Source organism: Streptomyces sp. SYSU D01066-1, from assembly GCF_054956795.1.
This window is the reverse complement of the sequence record NZ_JBUDHV010000012.1, coordinates 158839-180261: the sequence shown is the minus strand read 5'-3', so window position 1 is coordinate 180261 and position 21423 is coordinate 158839. Positions and strand designations below refer to the sequence as shown.

Here is a 21423-nt window from a genome sequence, read left to right as displayed (position 1 = left end):
CGACGTGTACAAGCTGGCCGAGGAGGTCACCGCGGGGCTGGAGGGCATGGAGGTGCCGCTGCGCGTCGCCGTCATGGGCTGTGTGGTCAACGGTCCCGGTGAGGCCCGCGAGGCCGACCTCGGCGTCGCCTCCGGCAACGGCAAGGGGCAGATCTTCGTCAAGGGCGAGGTCATCAAGACCGTCCCCGAGTCCAAGATCGTCGAGACCCTGATCGAGGAGGCGATGAAGATCGCCGAGCAGATGGAGAAGGACGGCGTGGCGGGGGAGCCCGCCGTCACCGTGAGCTGAACAGCACGGACCGAAGGGGGCCCGAGCGTGACGATTCTGGAGAACATCCGGGGACCACGCGACCTGAAGGCGCTGTCCGAGGCCGAACTAGGCGAACTGTCCGAGGAGATACGCGAGTTCCTGGTGCACGCGGTGGCCAGGACCGGCGGTCACCTCGGGCCCAATCTGGGGGTGGTCGAACTCACCGTCGCCCTGCACCGGGTCTTCGAGTCGCCGGTCGACCGGATCCTGTGGGACACCGGCCACCAGAGCTACGTGCACAAGCTGCTGACCGGGCGACAGGACTTCTCCAAGCTGCGCGGCAAGGGCGGCCTGTCCGGCTATCCCTCGCGCGAGGAGTCCGAGCACGACGTCATCGAGAACAGCCACGCCTCCACCGCGCTCGGCTGGGCCGACGGGCTGGCCAAGGCCCGTGACGTACAGGGGGAACGCGGGCACGTGGTCGCCGTCGTCGGCGACGGAGCGCTCACCGGCGGCATGGCCTGGGAGGCGCTGAACAACATCGCCGCCGCCAAGGACCGGCCGCTGATCGTCGTCGTCAACGACAACGAGCGCTCCTACGCGCCCACCATCGGCGGCCTCGCCAACCACCTCGCCACCCTGCGCACCACCGACGGCTACGAGAAGATGCTCGCCTGGGGCAAGGAGGTGCTCCAGCGCACCCCGGTGGTCGGCAACACCGTCTACGAGGCGCTGCACGGTGCCAAGAAGGGATTCAAGGACGCGTTCGCCCCGCAGGGACTCTTCGAGGACCTCGGGCTGAAGTACGTCGGTCCGATCGACGGGCACGACATCGGGGCCGTCGAGTCGGCGCTCAGGCGCGCGAAACGCTTCCACGGGCCCGTACTGGTGCACTGCCTCACGGAGAAGGGCCGGGGCTACGGACCGGCCCTCGCCCACGAGGAGGACCACTTCCACGCCGTCGGCGCGATGGACCCGCTCACCTGCGAACCCCTGCGCCCCGCGGGCGGACCGTCGTGGACCTCGGTGTTCGGCGACGAGATCGTGCGGATCGGCGAGGAGCGCGAGGACGTCGTGGCGATCACGGCGGCCATGCTGCACCCAGTGGGCCTCGGCGGGTTCGCCGAGCGGTTCCCCGACCGGGTCTGGGACGTCGGCATCGCCGAGCAGCACGCCGCCGTCTGTGCGGCGGGCCTCGCCACCGGCGGCGTCCACCCGGTCGTCGCCGTCTACGCCACCTTCCTCAACCGGGCCTTCGACCAGGTCCTGATGGACGTGGCCCTGCACCGCTGCGGGGTCACCTTCGTCCTGGACCGGTCCGGCGTCACCGGCGTCGACGGCGCCTCCCACAACGGCATGTGGGACATGTCGGTCCTCCAGGTCGTCCCCGGTCTGCGCATCGCCGCCCCGCGCGACGCCGACCAGTTGCGCGCCCAGTTGCGCGAGGCGGTCGCCGTCGACGACGCGCCGACGGTGCTGCGCTTCCCCAAGGAGTCCGTGGGCCCCGTCGTACCGGCGGTGGACCGGATCGGCGGCCTCGACGTGCTGCACGCCGCGGACGAGCCCGAGGTGCTGCTCGTGGCCGTCGGCGTGATGGCGCCGGTCTGCCTCCAGGCCGCCGGACTGCTGGAAAGCCGGGGCATCGCCTGCACCGTCGTCGACCCCCGCTGGGTCAAGCCCGTCGACCCCGCCCTGCCGCCACTGGCCGCACGGCACCGCCTGGTCGCCGTCGTCGAGGACAACAGCCGCGCGGCCGGGGTCGGCGCCGCGGTCGCGCTGGCCCTCGGGGACGCCGAAGTCGACGTACCGGTACGGCGGTTCGGCATCCCGGAGCAGTTCCTCGCGCACGCCAAACGCGCCGAGGTGCTCGCCGACATCGGTCTCACCCCGGTCGAGATCGCCGGCCGGATCAGCGCGAGCCTGGCCCTCGCGCCGGGACAAGGAGAGAACTGAATGACCAAGGAGTTCGACCTCGGCGCGCTCCTGGCCGAGCGCGGGGCCGAGCGGTACGAGCTGCACACCCGGCACCTCAACCACCAGCTCCCGCGCATGCTGCGCACCATCGGCTTCGACAAGGTCTACGAGCGCGCCGAGGGCGCGTACTTCTTCGACGCGGACGGCGACGACTACCTGGACATGCTCGCCGGGTTCGGGGTGATGGGCCTCGGCCGCCACCACCCCGTCGTCCGCAGGGCGCTGCACGACGTCCTCGACGCCTCCCTCGCCGACCTGACCCGCTTCGACTGCCAGCCGCTGCCGGGCCTGCTCGCCGAGAAGCTGCTGACGTACAGCCCGCACCTGGAGAGGGTGTTCTTCGGCAACAGCGGCACGGAGGCGGTCGAGACGGCGCTGAAGTTCGCCCGGTTCGCCACCGGCAGACCCCGCGTCCTCTACTGCGACCACGCCTTCCACGGGCTGACCACCGGCTCCCTGTCGGTGAACGGCGAGTCCGGGTTCCGGGACGGCTTCGCCCCGCTGCTGCCCGACACGGCCGTACCGCTCGGCGACCTCGACGCGCTCGCCCGGGAGCTGAGGAAGGGGGACGTGGCCGCCCTCGTCGTCGAACCGATCCAGGGCAAGGGCGTGCACGAGGCGCCGCCCGGCTACCTGCGGGCCGCGCAGGAGCTGCTGCACCGGCACAAGGCGCTGCTCATCGCCGACGAGGTGCAGACCGGCCTCGGCCGCACCGGCACCTTCTACGCCTACCAGCACGAGGCCGGCGTCGAGCCCGACCTGGTGTGCGTGGCCAAGGCGCTGTCCGGCGGGTACGTCCCGGTCGGCGCCACCCTCGGCAAGGACTGGATCTTCAAGAAGGTCTACTCGTCGATGGACCGGGTGCTGGTGCACTCGGCCAGCTTCGGGTCCAACGCGCAGGCCATGGCGGCCGGGCTCGCGGTCCTGCACGTCATGGACGACGAGCGGCTCGTCGAGAACGCCCGGACCACCGGTGACCTGCTGCGGTCCCGGCTCGCGGCGCTCGTCGACAAGTACGAGCTGCTCGCCGACGTACGCGGCCGGGGGCTGATGGTCGGCATCGAGTTCGGCCGGCCCGCCTCGCTGAAGCTGCGCAGCCGCTGGACCATGCTCCAGGCCGCCCGCAAGGGCCTGTTCGCCCAGATGGTCGTGGTGCCCCTGCTCCAGCGCCACCGCGTCCTCACCCAGGTCTCGGGCGACCACCTGGAGGTGATCAAGCTCATTCCGCCGCTGATCGTGGGGGAGCGGGAGGTGGACCGCTTCGTCGACGCCTTCACCGAGGTCATGGACGACGCGCACAGCGGCGGCGGACTGGTGTGGGACTTCGGCAGGACGCTGGTGAAACAGGCGGTGGCACACCGCTGAGGCCGCTGTTTTTGCCTGTGAGGCAAAAGATTTGCCTCACAGGCAAAAACAGGGCTGAATGGGGGGCATGAGCCCCTCGGAAGCCTCCGGAGCCCCCGGAGCCGGGCCGGCGGCGGACCTGCCCGCCGTGGCGCCCCAGCTCCGCGAGCTGCGCCGCCGCGCCTCCCTCACCCTGGAGGCCGCGGCCCGCGCCGCCGGGCTGTCCCCGGCCCACCTCTCCCGGCTGGAGACCGGACGGCGCCAGCCCTCGCTGCCCATGCTGCTGGCCCTGGCCCGTGTCTACGGTACGACCGTCTCGGACCTGCTCGGCGAGACCGCCGCCGAGCGGGACGCCGTCGTGCGCGCCGCCGACGCGGAGCCGACCGTCGCGGGCGGCTGGACCTACCGGCCGGCCGGCGCCCCCGGCCGCGGCATGCAGGCCCTCCGGGTCCAGGTGCCGTACGGCTCGCAGGGCGACATCGTGCGGGTGCACCCCGGCGAGGAGTGGCTGTACGTGCTCGGCGGGCGGCTGCGGCTGCGTCTGGGCGACGCCACGCACCTGCTCATCCGCGGGGACAGCGCGCACTTCGACTCGCTGACCCCGCACCGCATCGCGGCGGCGGACCCCGACGGGGTCGAGCTGCTGTTCGTCCACACCCTGCTGCAGAGCCCCACGGCCACGCTGTGCCTGGGGCCGCTCACCGGAGGCACGCCATGAGTGACATCGAGGAGAAGTTCCCCCGCGCCCTGTGGGTGCGGCTCATCGTCTACATCGCCGTCGGCCACGTCTTCGCGGCCTTCGTGTACCTGCTCTTCGAGGTCGGCGCGAAGTGACGTCCTAGTCCAGCAGCCGGTCGCGCAGCCGGTCCCGGGTCCGCGGGGTGATCCGCAGGCCCCGCTCCAGATAGGCGTCGACGCCGCCCCAGGTCCCCTCGATGGTCTCGAAGGCCGCGGTCAGGTACTCGGCGCGCGCGTCGAACAGGGGGCTGAGCAGTTCCATGACCTCGGGGGAGTAGGCCGAATCCGCGGAGCCGCTGCGCTTGACCTTGTAACGGCGGTGCTTCTCGTTGGACTTCAGGTAGTCCTCGACGATCGCCTCCCGCTCCACGTCCAGCGCCAGCAGTGTCACCGCGATCGACAGGCCCGCGCGGTCCTTGCCGGCCGCGCAGTGCATCAGGGCCGGGACGCTGTCCCCGGCGAGCGCGTGCAGCACCTGGGAGTGCTCGGCGGTGCGGTCCGTGATGATCGAGCGGTACGAGGCGATCATCCGGTCCGCGCCCTTGCCGTCGGCGAGGATCTCCCGCAGTTGGTCCAGGTCGCCGTCGCGGACCATCTTCCAGAACTCGGCGCCGTCGGCCGGGTCGGACAGCGGCAGGTTCACATTGCGCACGCCCGGCAGGGTCACGTCGGGGCCTTCGAGCTTCTGGTCGGCCGCGTTGCGGAAGTCGAAGACGGTGTGCAGGCCCAGGCCCGCGAGGAACGCCGCGTCCTCGGCGGTCGCGTGGGCGAGGTGGCCGCTGCGGAACAGCACGCCGAACCGCACCCGCCGTCCGTCCGCGGCCGGCAGGCCGCCCACGTCGCGGAAATTACGCACCCCGGCCAGCTCCGGCTCGGTCGACGGGACCTGTTGCGTCACAAGGACTCCTCCCATTCGGCCCCGCTGCCGCTGTTCGACGGCGGGTGCGCCCGACGATACGGCATACCGGCCCCCGAAAGCGTCCTAGTTGTCCCTCTGTGTGACTTGTGATGCGTCTGTCTGAATTGGAGCGTTTTTCCCAACTCGCTCTGGAATAAAAGTCGCTGGAACGCGCCCGCGTGAGCAGCGTCATATCCGTGACCGTGCGTCGCGCTTCATGTCCACGTAATACGGGGGCTTTTCAAGGGCGTTCGGCCCCGGCGCATTCGCCGCCGTAGACGCAGGGTTACCGATATTCCCCACAAAGGATCATGTGAAACGCCTTCACCGGTAATCCCTCGCTTGTCCCTGTGCGTCCTGGTCCCTTACGTTCACCATCGATCCGGACGGACGCCTAATCCTGCCGCCGACCGGAGACCACACCCACCCACCACCCGTACGCGGCAGGAGCGGGGGACCCACAGGTACGACCGCCTGTTCCGGTTCCCGGGACGGCTAGGGGTAAAGCCGCGCTCCCGTGGCGCGGCCGGGCATCTCCAGCCCGCACCCGACAGCTCACCTCGCAGGCGCCGGAGAGGAACTCACCATGCCCGCGAAGGGTAAGCACCGCCGTACCAGGACCCAGCGCCTGACCCGCGCCCTCGCCGCCGCCGGAACCGGCGGCGCCGCACTCGCCCTGCCGCTCCTGGGCGCCGCGGGTGCCCATGCCGCTCCCGCACAGTCCGCCGCCGCGCAGGAGGCGCGGACGTACACCGTCCGTGCCGGTGACTCCCTGGCGAAGATCGCCGACGCCGAGAACGTCAGTGGCGGCTGGAAGAAGCTCTACGCGGACAACCGCGACGCCGTCGGCGACGACCCCTCGCTGATCCGTCCCGGCCTGAAGCTCGCCCTCGGCGGCGAGGCCGCGGCGAGCGCCGACTCCGCCTCGGACGCCACGGACACCACGGGCGCCGCGGACACCGCGGACACCGCGCAGAAGGAGTCGGCGCAGTCGGCCTCGGACACCTCTGAGGCTTCGGACAGCTCCGCCGGCTTCGTGGCCCCCGTCGACGGTGACACCGTCGGCACCCCGTACCACCAGTCGGGCAGCATGTGGTCCAGCGGCTACCACACCGGTACCGACTTCGTCGTCCCGACCGGCACCCCGCTGAAGGCCGTCGGCGCGGGCACGGTCGTCACCGCCGGCTGGGGAGGCGCGTACGGCAATCAGGTCGTCATCAAGCTCGCCGACGGCAACTACGCCCAGTACGCCCACCTGTCCTCGATCTCCGTCTCCAGCGGCGACGCCGTGACGGCGGGGCAGCAGATCGGTCTCTCCGGCGCCACCGGCAACGTGACCGGCCCGCACCTGCACTTCGAGATCCGCACCACGCCGGACTACGGCTCGGACATCGACCCGCTCGCCTACCTGCGGTCGCACGGCGTCTCCGTCTGACGCCGCCCGCTCCGCGCGCCCACCGAAGGCCGGACCCCGATCCCCGGGTCCGGCCTTCGGTGCGTCCTGCGCCCTGTGTTCTGTGTCTGCTGGAGCGGAGCTTGCTTATTCCGTAATAGGCCAACACTTTAAAGTGGCCTTTCTCACCGCCCGTCAACCCCTGCCTACGGTCGCGTAGGTCACAATCCACGGTGAATCATGGGCCGACGTGGCAGACGATTCGAAGAGTGACGAGAGAGCAGTGATCGGGTCGTACGTGGCGGTGGGGGACAGCTTCACCGAAGGTGTGGGTGATCCCGGCCCCGGCGGGGCGTTCGTCGGCTGGGCCGACCGCTTCGCCGTTCTGCTCGCGGACCGACGGCCCGAGGGCGACTTCACGTACACCAACCTCGCCGTACGCGGAAAGCTGCTCGACCAGATCGTGGCGGACCAGGTGCCCCAGGCGGTCGCTCTCGCGCCGGATTTGGTCTCCTTCTGCGCGGGCGGCAACGACATCCTCCGGCCCGGCACCGACCCGGACGAGGTGGCCGAACGGTTCGAGCGGGCGGTGGCCGCACTCACCGCCACGGCCGGCACGGTCATGGTGACGACCGGCTTCGACACCCGGCGGATGCCCGTCCTCAAGCACCTGCGGGGCAAGATCGCCACGTACAACGGGCACGTGCGGGCCGTAGCCGACCGCTACGGGTGCCCGGTGCTGGACCTGTGGTCCCTGCGCAGCATCCAGGACCGCCGCGCCTGGGACACCGACCGGCTGCACCTCTCGCCCGAGGGACACACGCGCGTGGCGCTGCGCGCCGGCCAGGTCCTCGGTCTGCCGGTGCCGGCCGATCCGGAGCAGCCCTGGCCCCCGCTTCCGCCGCGCGGCACCTTCGACATCCGCCGGGACGACGTGCAGTGGGCGCGCGAGTACCTGGTGCCGTGGATCGGACGCCGGCTGCGGGGTGAGTCCTCCGGCGACCACGTGACGGCCAAGGGGACGCTGTCGGCGGACGACATCAGGACGCGGATCGCGGCGGTCGCCTGAGCCGACGGCGGGCGGATGACGGAAACCGCTGTCACACCGGACGGCCATAATGAAGGCCTGTCCTACCCCACTTGGAGGTACCGTGGCCGGTTTCCGTCCCCTCAGCCCGGGGCTCCGCGCACCGTGGCCCGAGGCCTTCGGCGCGGACCCGAGCGGTGAGCGCATGGCGCGCATCCGCAGATCACCGCACTTCGCGGACGGCGTCTTCCAGAACCCGGGAGGCGCCGCCCGCACCCGGCCCTCCGACTCGACCGGGTTGGTCAAGTCCTACCTGGACCGTCAGGCGCGGGCCCGCCGGGTTCCCGCCGGGACCATCCCCATGCACCCCGTCACCGTCGCCGACCTGGCCCGTCCCCCGGCCACCGGTCTCCGGCTGACCTGGGTCGGGCACTCCAGCGTGCTGGCCGAGATAGACGGGCAGCGGGTGCTGTTCGACCCGGTGTGGGGCGAGCGCTGCTCCCCGTTCTCCTTCGCCGGCCCCAAACGGCTGCACCCGGTGCCGGTGCCGCTGGCCGCCCTCGGTCCGGTCGACGCCGTCGTCATCTCGCACGACCACTACGACCACCTCGACCTGCCCACCGTCAAGGCGCTGGCCGGCACGGACACCCTGTTCGCCGTTCCCCTCGGTGTCGGCGCCCACCTGGAGCGCTGGGGCGTCCCCGCGGGCCGGCTGCGTGAGCTCGACTGGCACGAGGAGACGCAGGTCGGCGGCCTCACCCTGACCGCCACCCCGGCCCGCCACTTCTGCGGCCGGGCCCTGCGCAACACCCAGCACACACTCTGGGCCTCCTGGGTGGTCGCCGGGCCGGAACACCGCGTCTACCACAGCGGCGACACCGGGTACTTCGACGGTTTCCAGGACATCGGCGCCGCGCACGGCCCGTTCGACGCCACGATGATCCAAGTCGGCGCGTACGCGGAGTTCTGGCCGGACATCCACATGACCCCGCAGGAGGGTGTCCGGGCCCACCTCGACCTGCAGGGCGGGCGTCCGGGCGGGGTTGTGCTGCCGATCCACTGGGGCACGTTCAACCTGGCGCCGCACCCGTGGGCGGAGCCGGGGGAGTGGATGAAGGACGCGGCCGAGGAGGCTGGGCAGGCGGTGGCGTTCCCGCGGCCGGGGGAGCCGTTCGAGCCGGCGGGGGAGCTGCCGGTGGAGGCGTGGTGGCGGGCGGTGTCGGGTCCGATCGAGCGTCCGTGGCGTGCTCCTCGGGGCGCGGAGGGTGTGGCCGGGACGAGCAGGGGTGATCTCGACCTCGCCAGTGAGCGGTGAGTGGTGAGGGCGGTCGGGGGCGAGATGGGGGAGATGGCGCGGATGCCGGAGCGTCTCTCTGCTGAAGAGCGGGATCGTTTGCTGCGAGCCCTGGACGGGGCGCCAGGCGTGGAGTGTGGAGTCACCGCGCAGTGCTTCAGGCCCTTGCCGTCCCTGGGAGGACCGTCTCGGGTTGTTGTCCGGCCGCGCGTTGTGGAGTGCTGAGCTTGTGGGAGGGGCCCGGCCGGGCAGCGCGGCTGCGCGAATCGGCCCGCTGCCGGCCGGCTTGCTCGGTAGATCGCTTCGTCCGCGCTGCCTTGCCCATCAAGGACGCGTTTGAGGCGATGACGGTGTTCACAGGTGCTCACCTTCAACGTGTGCTGTCGGTTGTCGGTGCGCGCCGGAAGGCGCACCGGTCGGCACAGCAAAAATTGGACCGTCCGAGGGGGCTTCACCCGTCGTGCGTCGTTGAGGCGGTGCCCGGTTTTTCGCGGCCGGTGCCGCCAGACGGAAGCCCACGCCGATCGCTTCGAGATGCGGCTCGCAGACGCCGTGCCGACGGGCGCACCGGGCCAGGTCCCGGTCGTGTCGGGGCCGGCGGCGCGAACGGCATGCGGATCGCGTACTTCGCGGCCGACAGCCCTGGCCGGCCGGTCGCCGCTCTCCAGCTCCGTCACCGGCCGCGGGCCCGGGTCGCCGGCCTGCGCGGCCTCCCCCTGCACACCACCGCCCAGAGCGAGGTCCGGCTCGCAACCGTCCAGGTCGCTCCCGACCTGCCGGCCTGGTGCCCATGCTCGCTCCGGCGGGCAAGGCCCGGCTCCGAGAGCCTTGTCGCCTGCGCTTCCGCCTGTTCTCCGCGGCCGCCCAGCTTGTCCCCATCGGCCGACACGGACTCGGCCTCCCCCAGGACCGGCCCAGGACCGGCCAGATCACCGCCGTCCTCGAACGGCTCACGCTCCTGCCCGGGCCCGGCTGGCCGGCGACTCCTACCGTCCCGACGGCCGCACCATCCGATCCCGTGCTGTGGAACCTGGCGCCCACCCGAGGTGGCGACCGGGCCGTCGGCCTGTCCACGATCAGCTCCGGACAGCGAAAGGGCCCACCGACTCCGTCCACGGGCCCTCACCAAGGATCGAGGGTGACGGCGCGGGAGCCCTGCCCGTCGTGTGCCCCCTCCCTCCCTTCCTCCCGCACGCGGGCTCCGTCACTGGATGCTGTGCATGTTCAATGAGAACTTGCCGATCTGCATCGCACAAGGAGATCGACTGAAGCCGACTTTTCAGGCGAAAGGTGGCCTCCTCGTAAGGGGAACCGCCGCCCGCTGGGCATCCATTGTCCGTGTATGCAACATTCACCCTCCATGGCTTGATCGATCATCGGCTGGCGCCAGAAATTCCCCCACACCCTCAGAAATGTTCGATCTTGAGCGTTTTGATCCACCTACAAAACATCGCCGCTGCCGGTCATCATCTTCAATGTCTGCATGGTTAGGGCGGATGCCGGGAAACGCGAGACGGCGATAACCGCACCATCTCTAGCGAGGACTGCGCGGCGATGACGTACAGACCTGTGGCAGGACAGGCCATCTCGATGGGGAAGGGCCGGTTGGCTCCCTTGGTCGACGGCCCGAGTGGAGCCGGACCTCAAGGATGTTTTCGGCGGCCGGCGTGGTGTTCATTCGCGCAGTCGAGCAGGAGAGGGCTCGAATGACGCCACGCTGACGGAGTCGTCGGAAACCGAACCCGCCTTCTCATCTCTCGTTGACGCCCCGGTTGGATGGTGTTTTCCGAAACCTCGGGGAAACGGTCGATGTTCACCGAGACCACGGCCACCTGCGACGGAGCGGCACGCGAACACCGCCTGCGGCGGAGCGCGCTCCGCAGCGGGAAACCGTTGCGGGCGGCGTGAGCGCATACTGCGCTGCGCCGGCTGACTTTCACGTACTGGCCGGGCGTTCGGCTTGGGATGCATTCGGCGAACACGGTGACTTCCGAGGGTTCCAGCCAGGGCCTGCCGCTCGCGAAAGCGGCCCGCGCTAGTTCTCCGAAAAGCCCCCTACCTCCCCTCGTCGGCCCTGTGTGACCTGGACGACCTATCGCCTCTCCCGGCAAGAAAAGCGCCTCTGAACTACGCGACATGAGTGACCCCGCAGACGATGACGTCGCTGGGCCTCGTCACATCGAAACCCCGTCCCGGCGCCGGGCTCCTCGTGGGCTCGGGTTCGCCCGTTGACCGTCCATCTCTCATGCACGTTCTCTGGAGGACAGCCCATGCGCGTATTGGTGACCGGTGGTTCGGGAATGCTGGGCGGTGATCTCGTCCGCAGACTCGTCGAGGACGGGTACGACGTCCACAGCATCGACCTGAGGCCGCCCGTCGATGCGGACGTACGCCCCGCCGAGGCCGGTCGGACCGGATACCGCCATACCATCGGCGACATCCGCGACACCGCGTTCCTCAGCCGCGCCCTCGTCGGCACGGACGCGGTGGTGCACTGTGCCTCAGCACTGCCGAGCTATCCCGCCGAACAGATCCGCTCGATCGTCGTCGACGGCACGCGGAGCGTGATGCGGGCCGCGCGCAGTGCCGCCGTCGAACGCGTCGTCCATGTCTCCACCACCGCCGTCTACGGCATTCCCAAGGATCTCCCGACCCCGGAGGACCATCCCCGCCTGCCCTGCGACCCCTACAGCGCGGCCAAGGCCGAGGCGGAGGAGATCGTGGAGCAGTATCGGGGCACGGGAATCTGCGTGCCTGTCCTGCGGCCAAAAACCTTCCTCGGGCCGGGCCGACTCGGTCTGTTCGCCATGCTTTTCGAATGGGCCGACGAAGGCCATCACTTCCCGGTGCTCGGCCGTGGTGACGTGCGCATCCAGATGTTCGACACCCTGGACCTGGTCGACGCCGTCGTGACCGCGCTGCACGCTCCACCGGAAGCGGCCGACGACACGTTCAATCTGGCGGCCGCCGAATTCTCCACGCTGCGCGAGGACTTCCAGGCTGTCCTGGACGCGGCCGGGCACGGCAAACGGGTTGTCCCCCTCCCCGCCAAACCGGCGCTGCTGACCCTCGAGCTGCTGGCGCGCACCAAGCTGTCCCCGGTCTACGGACGGCTGTCGCAGAAGTTGATGGACGACTCCTACGTAAGTATCGACAAAGCCCGCGAACGGCTCGGGTTCGACCCGAAGTACTCGAACAAGGATTCCCTGCTGCGTACGTACGCCTGGTGGCGCGCGCAGAAGGAAGCCGGGCGTCTGAACCGGCGCAATGGACGCACCAGCCGCGATGCCTGGCGGCAGGGGGCACTCGGCTTAGCGAAGGCGGTCTTCTGATGACGCCCGAGAACGCGCCCGCGGCAGCTGCCGAGGCGCTGAGCCCTCCCGCGACGGCCGAACCCACCTCCGCGCCGCGCGTCTTCGCGCCGCGCACCTCCGCGCCCTCACGCGTCACCCGCTACGTCCGCGACCTGCTCGCCCTGTCACGCCCGGGACAATGGGTCAAGAGCCTGCTGGTCGTGCCCCTTCCGCTGCTGGACCCGGCCGTATGGCAGCCGACGCCGGTCCTGCGCATCGGCGCCGCGCTGGTCGCGTTCACCCTGGCGTCGGTCATCGTCTACGTGGTCAACGACATAGGTGACCGGGAGCGGGACCGCCTGCATCCCGTCAAGCGCCACCGCCCGGTGGCGGCCGGCCGCGTCACTGCCCCCGCGGCCTGGCTCTACGCCGCTGCTCTGTCGGCCCTGCTCGGCCTGCTGCTGGTGTACGGCACTCCTGCTGTCGCGGCGCCCGTCGGGGCGTACCTGCTGCTGAACGCCGCCTACACCAGGGCGCTGAAACACGTGCCGCTCATCGATGCCTTCGTCGTGTCCAGCGGGTTCGTGCTGCGCGTGGTCGCCGGCTTCCTGGCTGTCGGCTCCAAAGTCTCGGGATGGCTGTTGATCTGCGTCTTCTCCCTCTGCCTGCTGCTCAGTTTCGGCAAGCGGCGGCACGAACTGAAGCTCGGCGGCCAAGCGCACCGCCCGGCCCTGCGCGGCTATTCGGTGCCCTACATCGACTCCCTGATCCTGCTCACCACCGCGTTCACCGCGGTCACCTACCTGCTCTACCTGCGCACCGAAGCCCCCGCCGGCCTGTACGGCGACGCCGTCATGCTGCTCTCCGTGCCCTGCTCCTTCTTCGGGCTGTTCCGCTATCTGCAGCTGGTTCTCGTCGACGGCGAGGGCGGCGAGCCGGTGCGCTCGATCCTGCACGACCGCGTCATGTTGGGGAACGCCCTGGTGTGGGGCGTTTTCCTGGTCGGCTCGCTGCTCGCCAGCCGGTCTCCGCTGCTGTCCTAGCCAGACGAGAGGAACGCACCGTCATGGAATACCAGCCCTTGGTGAGCGTCATCGTCCCCAACTACAACTATGAGCGGACACTGGGACTGTGCCTGGGCGCGATCCAGGACCAGAGCTACCCCCGCACCGAGGTCATGGTGGTGGACGACTGCAGCACGGACGGCTCGGTCGCCGTCGCCGAGCGGCTCGGGGTACCCGTCCTGCGCACTCCGACCAACAGCGGTGTGGCTGCCGCGCGCAATCTCGGCGCCCGGCACGCCCGCGGGGAGGTGCTGTTCTTCGTGGACTCGGACGTGGCCCTCGCACCCGACGCCATCGCCAACGCCGTCGCCTTGCTGGGCAGTGACCCGGCCCTGGGTTCGGTGTGCGGGATCTACGAGCCCGAGCCGCTGATCCGGGACAGCCGGGTCGAGGAGTACCGCAGCTTGCAGGCACACTACTGGCGGGCCAGTTCCGAAGGGCCCGTATCCTTCGGGTTCTTTTCCCTGGGGGCGATACGCGCGGAGGTCTTCGCCGAACTCGGCCCGTTCAACGACCGGTTGTGGCAGACGGAGGAGATCGACTACGGCAACCGCCTCTCGCAGCGGTACACGCTGTGGCTCAGCAACGACGTCCGCGGCCGGCACGACGACGACCACGAGATGTGGCCGTTGCTGCGTAAACTCTTCCGCCGCGGGCGGCTGAGGGTCCCGCTGTACGCACGGCGCCGGAAGTTCGCCCGGGGCTTCGAGACGGCTTCCCGGGCCTGGGGGAGCATGGCCGCCCTCGGTTCCGTGGCCGCCCTGGTTCTCCCGCTGCTGTTCGGGACGGCATGGGCCGCCGTGCCCGCCCTGCTGCTGCTCGCGTCGCTGTTGAGCGACGCGGGCATGTACGTATTCGTTCTGCGCCGTCGTGGCCCGCTCTTCCTGCTCTACTTCATCGGTGCGCACTTCCTGGTGAACCTGTCCATCGCGGCGGGGGCGGTCGCGGGGGCTCTGCAGTGGCTGACGTCGGATGCCTTCCGCCGACTGTACGACGTCTCACCGACCACGCTCGGCGGGAGCTCGGCATGAGCATGGGGTCCGGGGCCCGTTCAGCGGAGCCCCACGCTCGCGCGGCAAGGGCTCACCCCCTCGCCACCGAGCCCGCGCCGGCCGCCCCGGAGCCGGGGTCCACCGCCCGGGCCCACGTGGGATGGTGCTGGGGTACCCGAGTCGTCGTCGCGCTCACGGCCGCCTGGTGGCTGTTCCTGCTGCTGCAGTACGCGCTCAGCGGCCGCTGGTGGCTCTGGCTCGTCCCTGACCTCGCGCCGCCCTTGACCTTCGTCGCCGTCCCGCTGGTCCTGCTCGCCGCCGCGCTCTTCGCCCGACCGGTACGGCGTGTCCTGATCCCGTTGCTGGCCGCGGCCACGGTGCTGGGGGCGGCGTACTCGGGGCTCAATCCGTACGCAGCCGCCAACCGGAACGCTCCCGACCCGCCCCGCAACGCCCTGCGCGTCGTGTCCTGGAATACCGAGTACTGGCATCAGCAGGACGATCCCGACCGTTTCTACCGCTATCTCAGGGACCGGCGGGCGGACGTCTACCTGCTTCAGGAGTATCTGTCCTGGGTGGACGGCCGGCCGGCGCGGACGGACGACATGGCACGCCTGCGGCGGGAATTTCCCGGTTACGAGGTCGTGGTCAGCGGTGAGCTGGTCACCCTGTCCCGGTTCTCCGTCGTGGACCGGTCCGTCCTCGGCCCGGGTCGGAGTGTCGGGCCCGGAACCGAGTGGTCACGGGTCTACGAGTCGGCCAAGGTCCTCCGTACCGATCTGAGGATCGGGAACACGGTGATGTCCTTCTACAACGTGCACATCCCGGTGCAGGTCGACATGGCCGTCAATCCGCTGACTGCGGGTTTCTACCGCACGGTCCGGGAGCGCGACACCGCGCGCCGGCCGCAGTTGGCCGCGCTGGAGAGGGACGTAGCGGCCAACGACCGTCCCTTGATGATCGCGGGGGACTTCAACACCTCGCCTGCCATGGGGGACATGGACTGGCTGGAGAGCCATCTGGAAGACGCCGTACGGAAGAGTCCCGAGCTGTACCCGACCTCGTGGCAGGACGGAGCACTCGGTCTGTGGCGGCTGGACTGGGCGTTCACCGCCGGCCAGGTGGAGGTGCACCGGTACGGGCTGGACGGGTCGGCGGGCATGTCGGACCACCGGGCCCAGTCACTGTGGCTGTCCGTTCAGGACGGCGGTGCTCGGTGATCGGGCGGCTCGGTCGGTTCCCGCCCATGGTGGCCGCTGTGGCGCGGGTGCTCGGCTGCACGGTCGTGGTGGTGGCCCTCGCGGCGGTTGTGTGGCGGGAGCGATCGGCTGTCGGTGACCAGTTGCGGACCGTCGGACCGGGGCCCGCGCTGCTCGCCGGTGCGCTGGTGATGGCCGGTCTGGTACCGGGCATGCTGGGCTGGCGGGTCCTGCTCGAAGGGATGGGTGTCCGGCTGACGCTGCCCGACGCGATGCGGCTGTACTTCGCCGGAGGACTCGCCAAGTACGTCCCCGGCGGCCTGTGGCCGGCTCTGGCACACGCCGGGCTCGCCAGGTCGGTAGGACAGCGGCCGGCCCGGCTGGCAGGCGGCTTCCTGGTCAGTGTGGTGATGAGCACCGCCGCCGGCGCCGCGGTCGGTGTCCTCGCGGTGCCCGTGCTGGCCGGAACCGAGCCGCGGTGGTGGCTGCTGGCGCCCCTGTGCCTGGCACTGCCGGCCGGGGTGGTATGGGCCGCCCCGGTACTCGGCCGGTGGCGGGAGGCGCCTGTCGACCGGCGGACGGCTCTGCGTGCCACGGGCCTGATGGGCGCGGGGTGGATCCTTACTGGTCTCCACGTTCCTGTGCTCGTCGCCGTCCTGGGCGCGGATCCGAGCATGGCGCTGGTGGTCGGGGTGGGCGGCTTCTCGTTGTCGGCGGTGTGCGGAATGCTCGCCTTCATCCTGCCGGCTGGGCTCGGCGCCCGTGACCTGGTACTCGGTCTCACCCTGACCGCTGTCCTGTCCGGGTCGGGCGTGATCGCCGTGGTGGCGCTGAGCCGTATCCTGGTCACCGTTGGTGATGTGGTAGCCGGTCTCGTCGCGCTGACGGCTCGCCGGGTGAGCATGCGGCAGGCCCGCCCGAAGACGGGAACGAATCAATGACTTGGGAGGGCTGGTGCACGACATGAGCGAGGGTTCCCGTTCCATGACTCGGACCCTGGGAGCCGGCGGCCCCGAGATCAGCGCGTTAGGTTTCGGTTGCTGGGCGATCGGCGGCGAATGGACGGACAGCGCGGGCAGTCCCCTTGGCTGGGGCAAGGTGGACGACGCCGAGTCCACTGCTGCTATCCGGCGCGCTCTCGATCTGGGGATAACCTTCTTCGACACGGCCGACGTGTACGGTGCGGGCCACAGCGAGAGGGTGCTGGGCCGGGCTCTGGCCGGGCGCCGGGACGAGGTCGTCATCGCCACCAAGTGGGGCAACCTCTTCGACGAGTCGAGCGCGGTCATGACCGGCGCCGACGATTCACCCGAGTACGCGCGCAAGGCGCTGCACGCTTCGCTGCGGCGGCTGGGCACCGACTATGTGGACCTCTACCAGTTGCATCTGTCCGATGCGGATCCGGACGCGGGTGCCCGACTGCGCGACGCCTGCGAGGAGTTCGTGGCGGAGGGGTTGATCCGCGGGTATGCCTGGAGCACGGACGACGTCCTCCGGGCCCGGGTGTTCGCGCAGGGGAGGCACGGCGTCGCAGTCCAGCACGAGTGCAGTGTGCTGCACGACGCTCCCGAGCTGTTGGCGTTGTGCGAAGAGGCGGGGCTGGCCAGCATCAACCGCAGCCCGTTGGCGATGGGCCTGCTGGCCGGCAGGCACGCGTCGGCCGGGGCCGTGGCGCAGGGCGATATCCGTAGCACGCCTCCGGGCTGGTTGCGCTGGTTCACCGCGGAGGGCGCGGCGAGTGAGTGGGTGGCGCGGGTCAAAGCGGTCCGCGAGGTACTCACCTCCGGTGGCCGGACGCTTGCGCAGGGGGCCATTGGCTGGTTGTGGGCCCGCAGCCCGCGCACCGTGCCGATCCCTGGTTTCAGGAGTGTGGCCCAGGCCGAGCAGAACGCGGGTGCGCTGGAGTTCGGGCCGCTGGAGCCGGCGCAGATGCGGGAGATCGAGGGATTGCTGCGGGCGGCCTGAGTGATCGTTCGGGACTGGGACGCCATTTCACTCGGCCAGGCGGTGGTGGCATATGAGCGTCGCGGTGATGGCGGTGAAGGCGAGGAAGTGTCCGGGCTTGCGTTCGTAGCGGCGGTGGAGGCGTCGGCAGCCGGACAGCCAGGACACGGTCCGCTCAGGGAGAGCTGAGGAACCGTCCGTGTGCTGTTCGCGCGCGGCCGACAGCTCCAGCGGCGTCCACCGGCCCCGCGACCGGCGTCGGCCGCAGGACGAGAGCGAGCGAGAGCGCGTACAGGACGCGGGAACGGATCCGTTCTGCCGGTTCGGGTCATGCATCGCGACGCCGCAAGCGCCGTATCAGGGCCGGCAGCCATGGCACGGCACCGGACAGCGCCAGGAGCGACAGCAGCGGCACGCGCCACCACGCCGGAACGGCCGCCGGCGGCGGGGACGGCACCTGAGCCACCCACGGCCGGGCCGTCTTCGACCAGGCCAGGAACGCGTCGCCGACCGGGAGCAGACCGAAGGCGTACCGCTTGGTCCAGGGAGTGCCGACCGGGACGCCCGCCAATTCGCTGACGCCCGACAGAGCGGTGGCGAGCCGGGCGTCACCGTGGACCTGGGCCGCGCCGATGGTGACGACGCTCGCCGACAGGCTCACGCCGAGCGGAAGCGGACCGGAGTCGACGTCGGCCGGCCCGTCCGTGCCGTCCGGGTACTCCCGCACCGCCGGCCCGAGACCGAGGGGTGAGGTGAGGTACAGGTCGCGGAAGCGGGAGTACTGCCCGGCGGCGAAGGCGGGGTCGATGTCGACCAGGAAGCGCTGGATGAGGCTCTGCGAGGTGCCCCTGGCCACTTCGGCCGGCTTTCCGGTGCCCGGGTCGGCACGGTGCGGGAGCAGTCCGGTGCGCGGATCGAGCCGCTCCCGTGCCTGCCGCAGCCACCGCTGGACGGTGGGGCCGAACCGGTCCGGCAGCAGACGGTCGTGCAGCCGCAGCGACGCGACGGCCACGGTCGAGTCCACCGGCCACGCCTGACCCGGGTACGCCTCCAGATAGGGCGAGGGCGAGGCGTCGAACGCCGCGCCGAGCTCGGCCGAGTCGCGGGCGAACCGGCGTGCCTCGGCGGCATCGCGCCGCCCGGCCGGCTGGAGGGCCAGCACACCGCCGCGCAGCCAGTTGCTCCACCCGCGGTGGAAGACACCGTACGACGGAGTGAGGTCCGCGCTGAACGGGGCCCGGCCCGCCGGGGAGTCCAGCTGCCGAAGCGCCCACCGGGCCTCCCGCAGCGCCGTCGACCGCTCGCCGGCCGGGGCGCGCATGCCGAGCTCGACCCAGCTCAGACCGTAGAGCGCGTGCAGGAAGAAGTGGCCCTCGGGGAACATGGCCTGCGCCTCGTCACCCGCGCCGTCGTCCAGCGCTGCCCGCAGGAACGCCAACTGCCTCTGAACCCCCGGCGGTTCGCCCTCCGGTCCCGCGGTGGCGGGTGCGACCAGCCGCACCGCCCCCAGCAGGGCGCAGAGGCTCACCAGCACGGCTGCGAGCAGGCGCAGTCGGCGCGCCACCCGGCGCCGCCGCGCCGCCGGGGGCACGCCGCGGTCCTCGACGCCGTCCGTCTGGGCCCTGGGCCCGGGACGGGCGACGGCCGCCCGCCCATCGGTGTCCGTCATACCGGTCTCCTCCCCGTCTCGGTCCGCGGTCAGCAGTTGTACGCCTGGCGGACCCGGTCGAAGCGCTGTGCCAGCAGGTCGTCGCGGTTGATGATCCAGCCCACTTCGCCGTCGCCCCAGTCGAAGATGTCGGCCTGGGTGAGTTCCAGGAGGTTCAGCCAGGGGCCTCCCTCCATGGTCGCCGCTTCGGCCATGGCCCGTGCGTACAGTTCCTCGAACCTCTCGGGGGCGTCCCGGCAGACGAGCACGGCCTCCTCGCCCTTCCTCAGGAACTCCGCGTCGTACACGGCCCGGTAGTACGGGGGGTTCATCTCCACCCCGCGCAGCCCGCCGTTGCGCCGCACGCGCGGGACGGCCCCGACCCGCTCGGCGTACTCGCGGACAGCGGCCACGATCGGGGCGAGCCGTTCCCTCGCTTCGTCGTCGAGGTCGTCCTGCAGGGGCGGCAACTCGACCTTCTCCTCCTCTTCCTCTTTCTCTTCCTCTTCGTCGAGGTCCTCGAGGTCCTCGGGGTCCCACACCCAGTCGAGCACGTCCCACGACGTGCCGGGGTCGCAGACCAGTACCTGCCGTCTCAGCGGTTTCAGCTCGTACGGTTCGCCGTCCCAGCCCTCGCCGACGGGAACGGGGCGCACGGCCGTCTCGGTTCCCGGTGGAACGTGGATCACCGGGACGACGCCGTCTTCGGCGTGGTAGTCCTCGAAGGCGAAGAACAACAGGTGGCCTTCGCGCGGCAGGCCGTCGTCCAGCGGCTGCTTCGGCAGTGCGGCGAGGTCGAGAGCGGCGACGAAGTGGTGCCCCGCGTCCCACTCGGTGTCGGCGGGCAGCTCCGGCAGCCCGCCGACGTGACCCACCACGATGTCCCTGGGTTCGACGTCACCCTCGTCGACCGGGTAGATGTGGAAGGACGGCTGCATGTGCCACATGATCCGGGTGATGGCGTCGCTGGAGACACCGTGTCGGGAGGCGAAGGCGCGGAACTCGTCTGTGTATGACATGCCGTCATTGTGCGGTGGGCCACTGACAGTCCGCTCCGCGGCGGGGAAGGAGCCGGGGGAGCGGACGCGGGGGGTGGCCGAGGAGGCGGGGCGGGCGGTGGCGTGACGGCCGGGGACCCGGCCGGTCGGCCGGCGGCGGTGTTCTCGGCCTCGTCGGCCGATCCCGTCCTCGGTGCCGTCCGTCCGCCCGCGGCGGCGCGGTCGCGTCGCACCCCGGGCGCGGACGGAGTCGTCCGCGCCCGGAGGTGTTCATCGGCGGGCCGTCAGCACGTGCGTCCGACGTAGTGCGCGCCCTGGATCTTGGACGCCGATCCGAGCCACGTCCGGCCGGGGGCGACACAGCGCTCGTAGTCGGCCGCGTGCGCGACGGCCACCTTGATGACGACGTGGGAGCCGTCCGAGGTGCAGTGCTGGTAGAAGGCGTCGGCGCTCGTCTCGTAGAAGCCGCACGGAGCCGCGGCCGAAGGGGCCGCGGTGAACGCCACGGCGCCGAGGGAGGTGAGCGCGAGAGCGGCGGTGGAGGCGAGGATGCCGGTCACCCGGTGTCGGACAGTCACAGGTACTCCTTGATCGGATCGATCGGATCGGGTACGGGTGACGCCGAGGCGCGGTCGCGGAGCGGCCCCGCGCCGGACGTCGGTCCTGAGAGTCGCAGCCCGGGGCGGGACGACCGGGGCCAATGGGGCACGTTCACCCAGAAGGGGCGTCAACGCACCGCGCGACACCTGGGCCGTCGCTCGGAGGGCGGGGACTGGCGGCGCGCACTGTGCGGCCTTCGCCCGTCATGGTCCCCGCGTCGGGAATGCGGTACCCGATGTGGGCGTTGTGACCCTATGTATGACATGCCCGAGTCAGGCGGCTCGGGCTGCGGAGCAAGGAGCGTCTCATGGCACGCAGCACCACGCGTCCGGTGGTCAGGCTGACTTCCACGGCCGGCACCGGCGTCACCTACGTGACCCGCAAGAACCGTCTGAACGACCCCGACCGGCTGGTCCTGCGCAAGTACGACCCGGTCGTCGGCGGGCACGTCCCCTTTCGTGAGACACGCTGAGGCGTGTCGTCCCGCGCCCTTCGGAAGAAGGACGCGGTGGAGGGGTGCGATTCCCCGAAGGTATGCAATCCCCCGCGCGCGGTGAGGACGGAGCCGGGCGCCCCGGCGGGGTGCCCGGCGGGGCGCCGCCTGTGTGATCGACGAGAAGGAGTCGCGCTTCAGGACCCGCCAGGGCTGACGTGACGGGCCGGAGCGGCCGGGCCCCCCGCCCGGTGCCCGGCCGCGCCCGCCCCGGGGCGGGCGGGCGGGCGGGGGGCCCGCAGCGCCAAGGGGTCGCGCCAGGACCCCCCCCCAG

At 71.0% G+C, this 21423-nt stretch carries 19 protein-coding genes, 2 pseudogenes and 1 riboswitch; of the genes and pseudogenes, 16 read left to right on the top strand and 5 right to left on the bottom strand.

Features of this window, described 5'->3' with window-relative positions:
* The 5 genes from ACY1JF_RS14980 to ACY1JF_RS14960 all read left to right on the top strand — a co-directional run.
* Positions 1–289 (top strand): flavodoxin-dependent (E)-4-hydroxy-3-methylbut-2-enyl-diphosphate synthase (locus tag ACY1JF_RS14980; RefSeq protein WP_462705599.1); only part of this gene is annotated, 289 nt, incomplete at its 5' end.
* A 27-nt stretch (positions 290–316) separates the two neighbouring features.
* On the top strand, positions 317–2203 hold the full coding sequence (gene dxs / locus ACY1JF_RS14975; protein ID WP_462705598.1) for a 1-deoxy-D-xylulose-5-phosphate synthase: 1887 nt from the start codon (positions 317–319) through the stop codon (positions 2201–2203).
* Positions 2204–3589 (top strand): aspartate aminotransferase family protein, encoded by a 1386-nt coding sequence (locus ACY1JF_RS14970; RefSeq protein WP_462705597.1) that lies wholly within the window; start codon positions 2204–2206, stop codon positions 3587–3589.
* A gap of 67 nt (positions 3590–3656) precedes the next feature.
* Positions 3657–4286, top strand: coding sequence for a helix-turn-helix domain-containing protein (locus ACY1JF_RS14965; protein WP_462705596.1), 630 nt, complete (start codon positions 3657–3659; stop codon positions 4284–4286).
* The gene (locus ACY1JF_RS14960) at positions 4283–4402 is read left to right on the top strand and encodes a DUF6126 family protein (protein WP_189415745.1); all 120 of its coding nucleotides are present in this window, start codon (positions 4283–4285) and stop codon (positions 4400–4402) included. The genes ACY1JF_RS14965 and ACY1JF_RS14960 overlap by 4 nt, the downstream gene beginning before the upstream one ends.
* A gap of 4 nt (positions 4403–4406) precedes the next feature.
* On the opposite strand, the gene ACY1JF_RS14955 is transcribed toward ACY1JF_RS14960, so the two are convergent.
* Entirely contained in the window at positions 4407–5204 is a 798-nt protein-coding gene (locus ACY1JF_RS14955; protein WP_462705595.1) for a tyrosine-protein phosphatase, read from the bottom strand.
* 421 nt (positions 5205–5625) lie between these two features.
* A riboswitch (cyclic di-AMP (ydaO/yuaA leader) is annotated at positions 5626–5788 on the top strand.
* A 2-nt stretch (positions 5789–5790) separates the two neighbouring features.
* On the opposite strand from ACY1JF_RS14955, the gene ACY1JF_RS14950 reads away from it, so the two are divergent.
* From ACY1JF_RS14950 to ACY1JF_RS14905, 10 genes and pseudogenes are all read left to right on the top strand, one after another.
* Positions 5791–6639 carry a LysM peptidoglycan-binding domain-containing M23 family metallopeptidase gene (locus ACY1JF_RS14950; protein WP_462705594.1) on the top strand — a complete coding sequence of 283 codons (849 nt, stop codon included), beginning with the start codon at positions 5791–5793 and terminating at the stop codon, positions 6637–6639.
* A gap of 241 nt (positions 6640–6880) precedes the next feature.
* A complete protein-coding gene (locus tag ACY1JF_RS14945) occupies positions 6881–7666 on the top strand; it encodes an SGNH/GDSL hydrolase family protein (RefSeq protein ID WP_462705606.1) in 786 nt (261 codons plus the stop codon).
* Positions 7667–7748: 82 nt separating this feature from the next.
* Complete coding sequence (locus tag ACY1JF_RS14940) at positions 7749–8939, top strand: MBL fold metallo-hydrolase (RefSeq protein WP_462705593.1); 1191 nt, start codon at positions 7749–7751, stop codon at positions 8937–8939.
* A 485-nt stretch (positions 8940–9424) separates the two neighbouring features.
* Positions 9425–9891, top strand: a pseudogene (locus tag ACY1JF_RS14935) (IS1380 family transposase); the annotation flags it as partial.
* A 1297-nt stretch (positions 9892–11188) separates the two neighbouring features.
* Positions 11189–12250, top strand: a complete 1062-nt coding sequence (locus ACY1JF_RS14930; protein ID WP_462705592.1) for an NAD-dependent epimerase/dehydratase family protein — start codon at positions 11189–11191, stop codon at positions 12248–12250.
* A complete protein-coding gene (locus tag ACY1JF_RS14925; RefSeq protein WP_462705591.1) occupies positions 12250–13254 on the top strand; it encodes a UbiA prenyltransferase family protein in 1005 nt (334 codons plus the stop codon). Before ACY1JF_RS14930 ends, ACY1JF_RS14925 begins: the two co-directional genes overlap by 1 nt.
* Before the next feature lie 23 nt (positions 13255–13277).
* Positions 13278–14306: a glycosyltransferase family 2 protein gene (locus ACY1JF_RS14920; protein WP_462705590.1), complete on the top strand. Its 1029-nt coding sequence runs from the start codon at positions 13278–13280 to the stop codon at positions 14304–14306.
* Positions 14307–14422: 116 nt separating this feature from the next.
* A complete protein-coding gene (locus ACY1JF_RS14915; RefSeq protein ID WP_462705589.1) occupies positions 14423–15487 on the top strand; it encodes an endonuclease/exonuclease/phosphatase family protein in 1065 nt (354 codons plus the stop codon).
* Positions 15488–15513: 26 nt separating this feature from the next.
* A complete protein-coding gene (locus tag ACY1JF_RS14910; RefSeq protein WP_462705588.1) occupies positions 15514–16407 on the top strand; it encodes a hypothetical protein in 894 nt (297 codons plus the stop codon).
* 22 nt (positions 16408–16429) lie between these two features.
* Positions 16430–17431, top strand: coding sequence for an aldo/keto reductase (locus tag ACY1JF_RS14905; RefSeq protein WP_462705605.1), 1002 nt, complete (start codon positions 16430–16432; stop codon positions 17429–17431).
* Between the two features lie 27 nt (positions 17432–17458).
* On the opposite strand, the pseudogene ACY1JF_RS14900 reads toward ACY1JF_RS14905, so the two are convergent.
* The 4 genes and pseudogenes from ACY1JF_RS14900 to ACY1JF_RS14885 form a co-directional block, all read right to left on the bottom strand.
* Positions 17459–17587: pseudogene (locus tag ACY1JF_RS14900) on the bottom strand (IS5/IS1182 family transposase); the annotation flags it as partial.
* A gap of 151 nt (positions 17588–17738) precedes the next feature.
* Positions 17739–19079 (bottom strand): hypothetical protein, encoded by a 1341-nt coding sequence (locus tag ACY1JF_RS14895; protein ID WP_462705587.1) that lies wholly within the window; start codon positions 19077–19079, stop codon positions 17739–17741.
* Positions 19080–19108: 29 nt separating this feature from the next.
* Positions 19109–20077, bottom strand: a complete 969-nt coding sequence (locus tag ACY1JF_RS14890; protein ID WP_462705586.1) for a DUF1963 domain-containing protein — start codon at positions 20075–20077, stop codon at positions 19109–19111.
* A 263-nt stretch (positions 20078–20340) separates the two neighbouring features.
* On the bottom strand, positions 20341–20634 hold the full coding sequence (locus ACY1JF_RS14885; protein WP_462705585.1) for a DUF6355 family natural product biosynthesis protein: 294 nt from the start codon (positions 20632–20634) through the stop codon (positions 20341–20343).
* Positions 20635–20963: 329 nt separating this feature from the next.
* Here ACY1JF_RS14885 and rpmG point away from each other — a divergent pair, with 329 nt between their 5' ends.
* Positions 20964–21128, top strand: coding sequence for a 50S ribosomal protein L33 (rpmG, locus tag ACY1JF_RS14880; protein WP_462705584.1), 165 nt, complete (start codon positions 20964–20966; stop codon positions 21126–21128).
* Positions 21129–21423 lie beyond the last annotated feature (295 nt).

What these genes read in the sequence shown, in the direction of transcription:
- ACY1JF_RS14970 (WP_462705597.1), top strand. Translation starts at nt 2,204, where the DNA reads ATGACCAAGGAGTTCGACCTCGGCGCGCTCCTGGCCGAGCGCGGGGCC.
- ACY1JF_RS14965 (WP_462705596.1), top strand. Translation starts at nt 3,657, where the DNA reads ATGAGCCCCTCGGAAGCCTCCGGAGCCCCCGGAGCCGGGCCGGCGGCG.
- ACY1JF_RS14960 (WP_189415745.1), top strand. Translation starts at nt 4,283, where the DNA reads ATGAGTGACATCGAGGAGAAGTTCCCCCGCGCCCTGTGGGTGCGGCTC.
- ACY1JF_RS14950 (WP_462705594.1), top strand. Translation starts at nt 5,791, where the DNA reads ATGCCCGCGAAGGGTAAGCACCGCCGTACCAGGACCCAGCGCCTGACC.
- ACY1JF_RS14930 (WP_462705592.1), top strand. Translation starts at nt 11,189, where the DNA reads ATGCGCGTATTGGTGACCGGTGGTTCGGGAATGCTGGGCGGTGATCTC.
- ACY1JF_RS14925 (WP_462705591.1), top strand. Translation starts at nt 12,250, where the DNA reads ATGACGCCCGAGAACGCGCCCGCGGCAGCTGCCGAGGCGCTGAGCCCT.
- ACY1JF_RS14920 (WP_462705590.1), top strand. Translation starts at nt 13,278, where the DNA reads ATGGAATACCAGCCCTTGGTGAGCGTCATCGTCCCCAACTACAACTAT.
- ACY1JF_RS14910 (WP_462705588.1), top strand. Translation starts at nt 15,514, where the DNA reads ATGGTGGCCGCTGTGGCGCGGGTGCTCGGCTGCACGGTCGTGGTGGTG.
- ACY1JF_RS14905 (WP_462705605.1), top strand. Translation starts at nt 16,430, where the DNA reads ATGAGCGAGGGTTCCCGTTCCATGACTCGGACCCTGGGAGCCGGCGGC.
- ACY1JF_RS14895 (WP_462705587.1), bottom strand. Translation starts at nt 19,079, where the DNA reads ATGACGGACACCGATGGGCGGGCGGCCGTCGCCCGTCCCGGGCCCAGG.
- ACY1JF_RS14890 (WP_462705586.1), bottom strand. Translation starts at nt 20,077, where the DNA reads ATGTCATACACAGACGAGTTCCGCGCCTTCGCCTCCCGACACGGTGTC.
- rpmG (WP_462705584.1), top strand. Translation starts at nt 20,964, where the DNA reads ATGGCACGCAGCACCACGCGTCCGGTGGTCAGGCTGACTTCCACGGCC.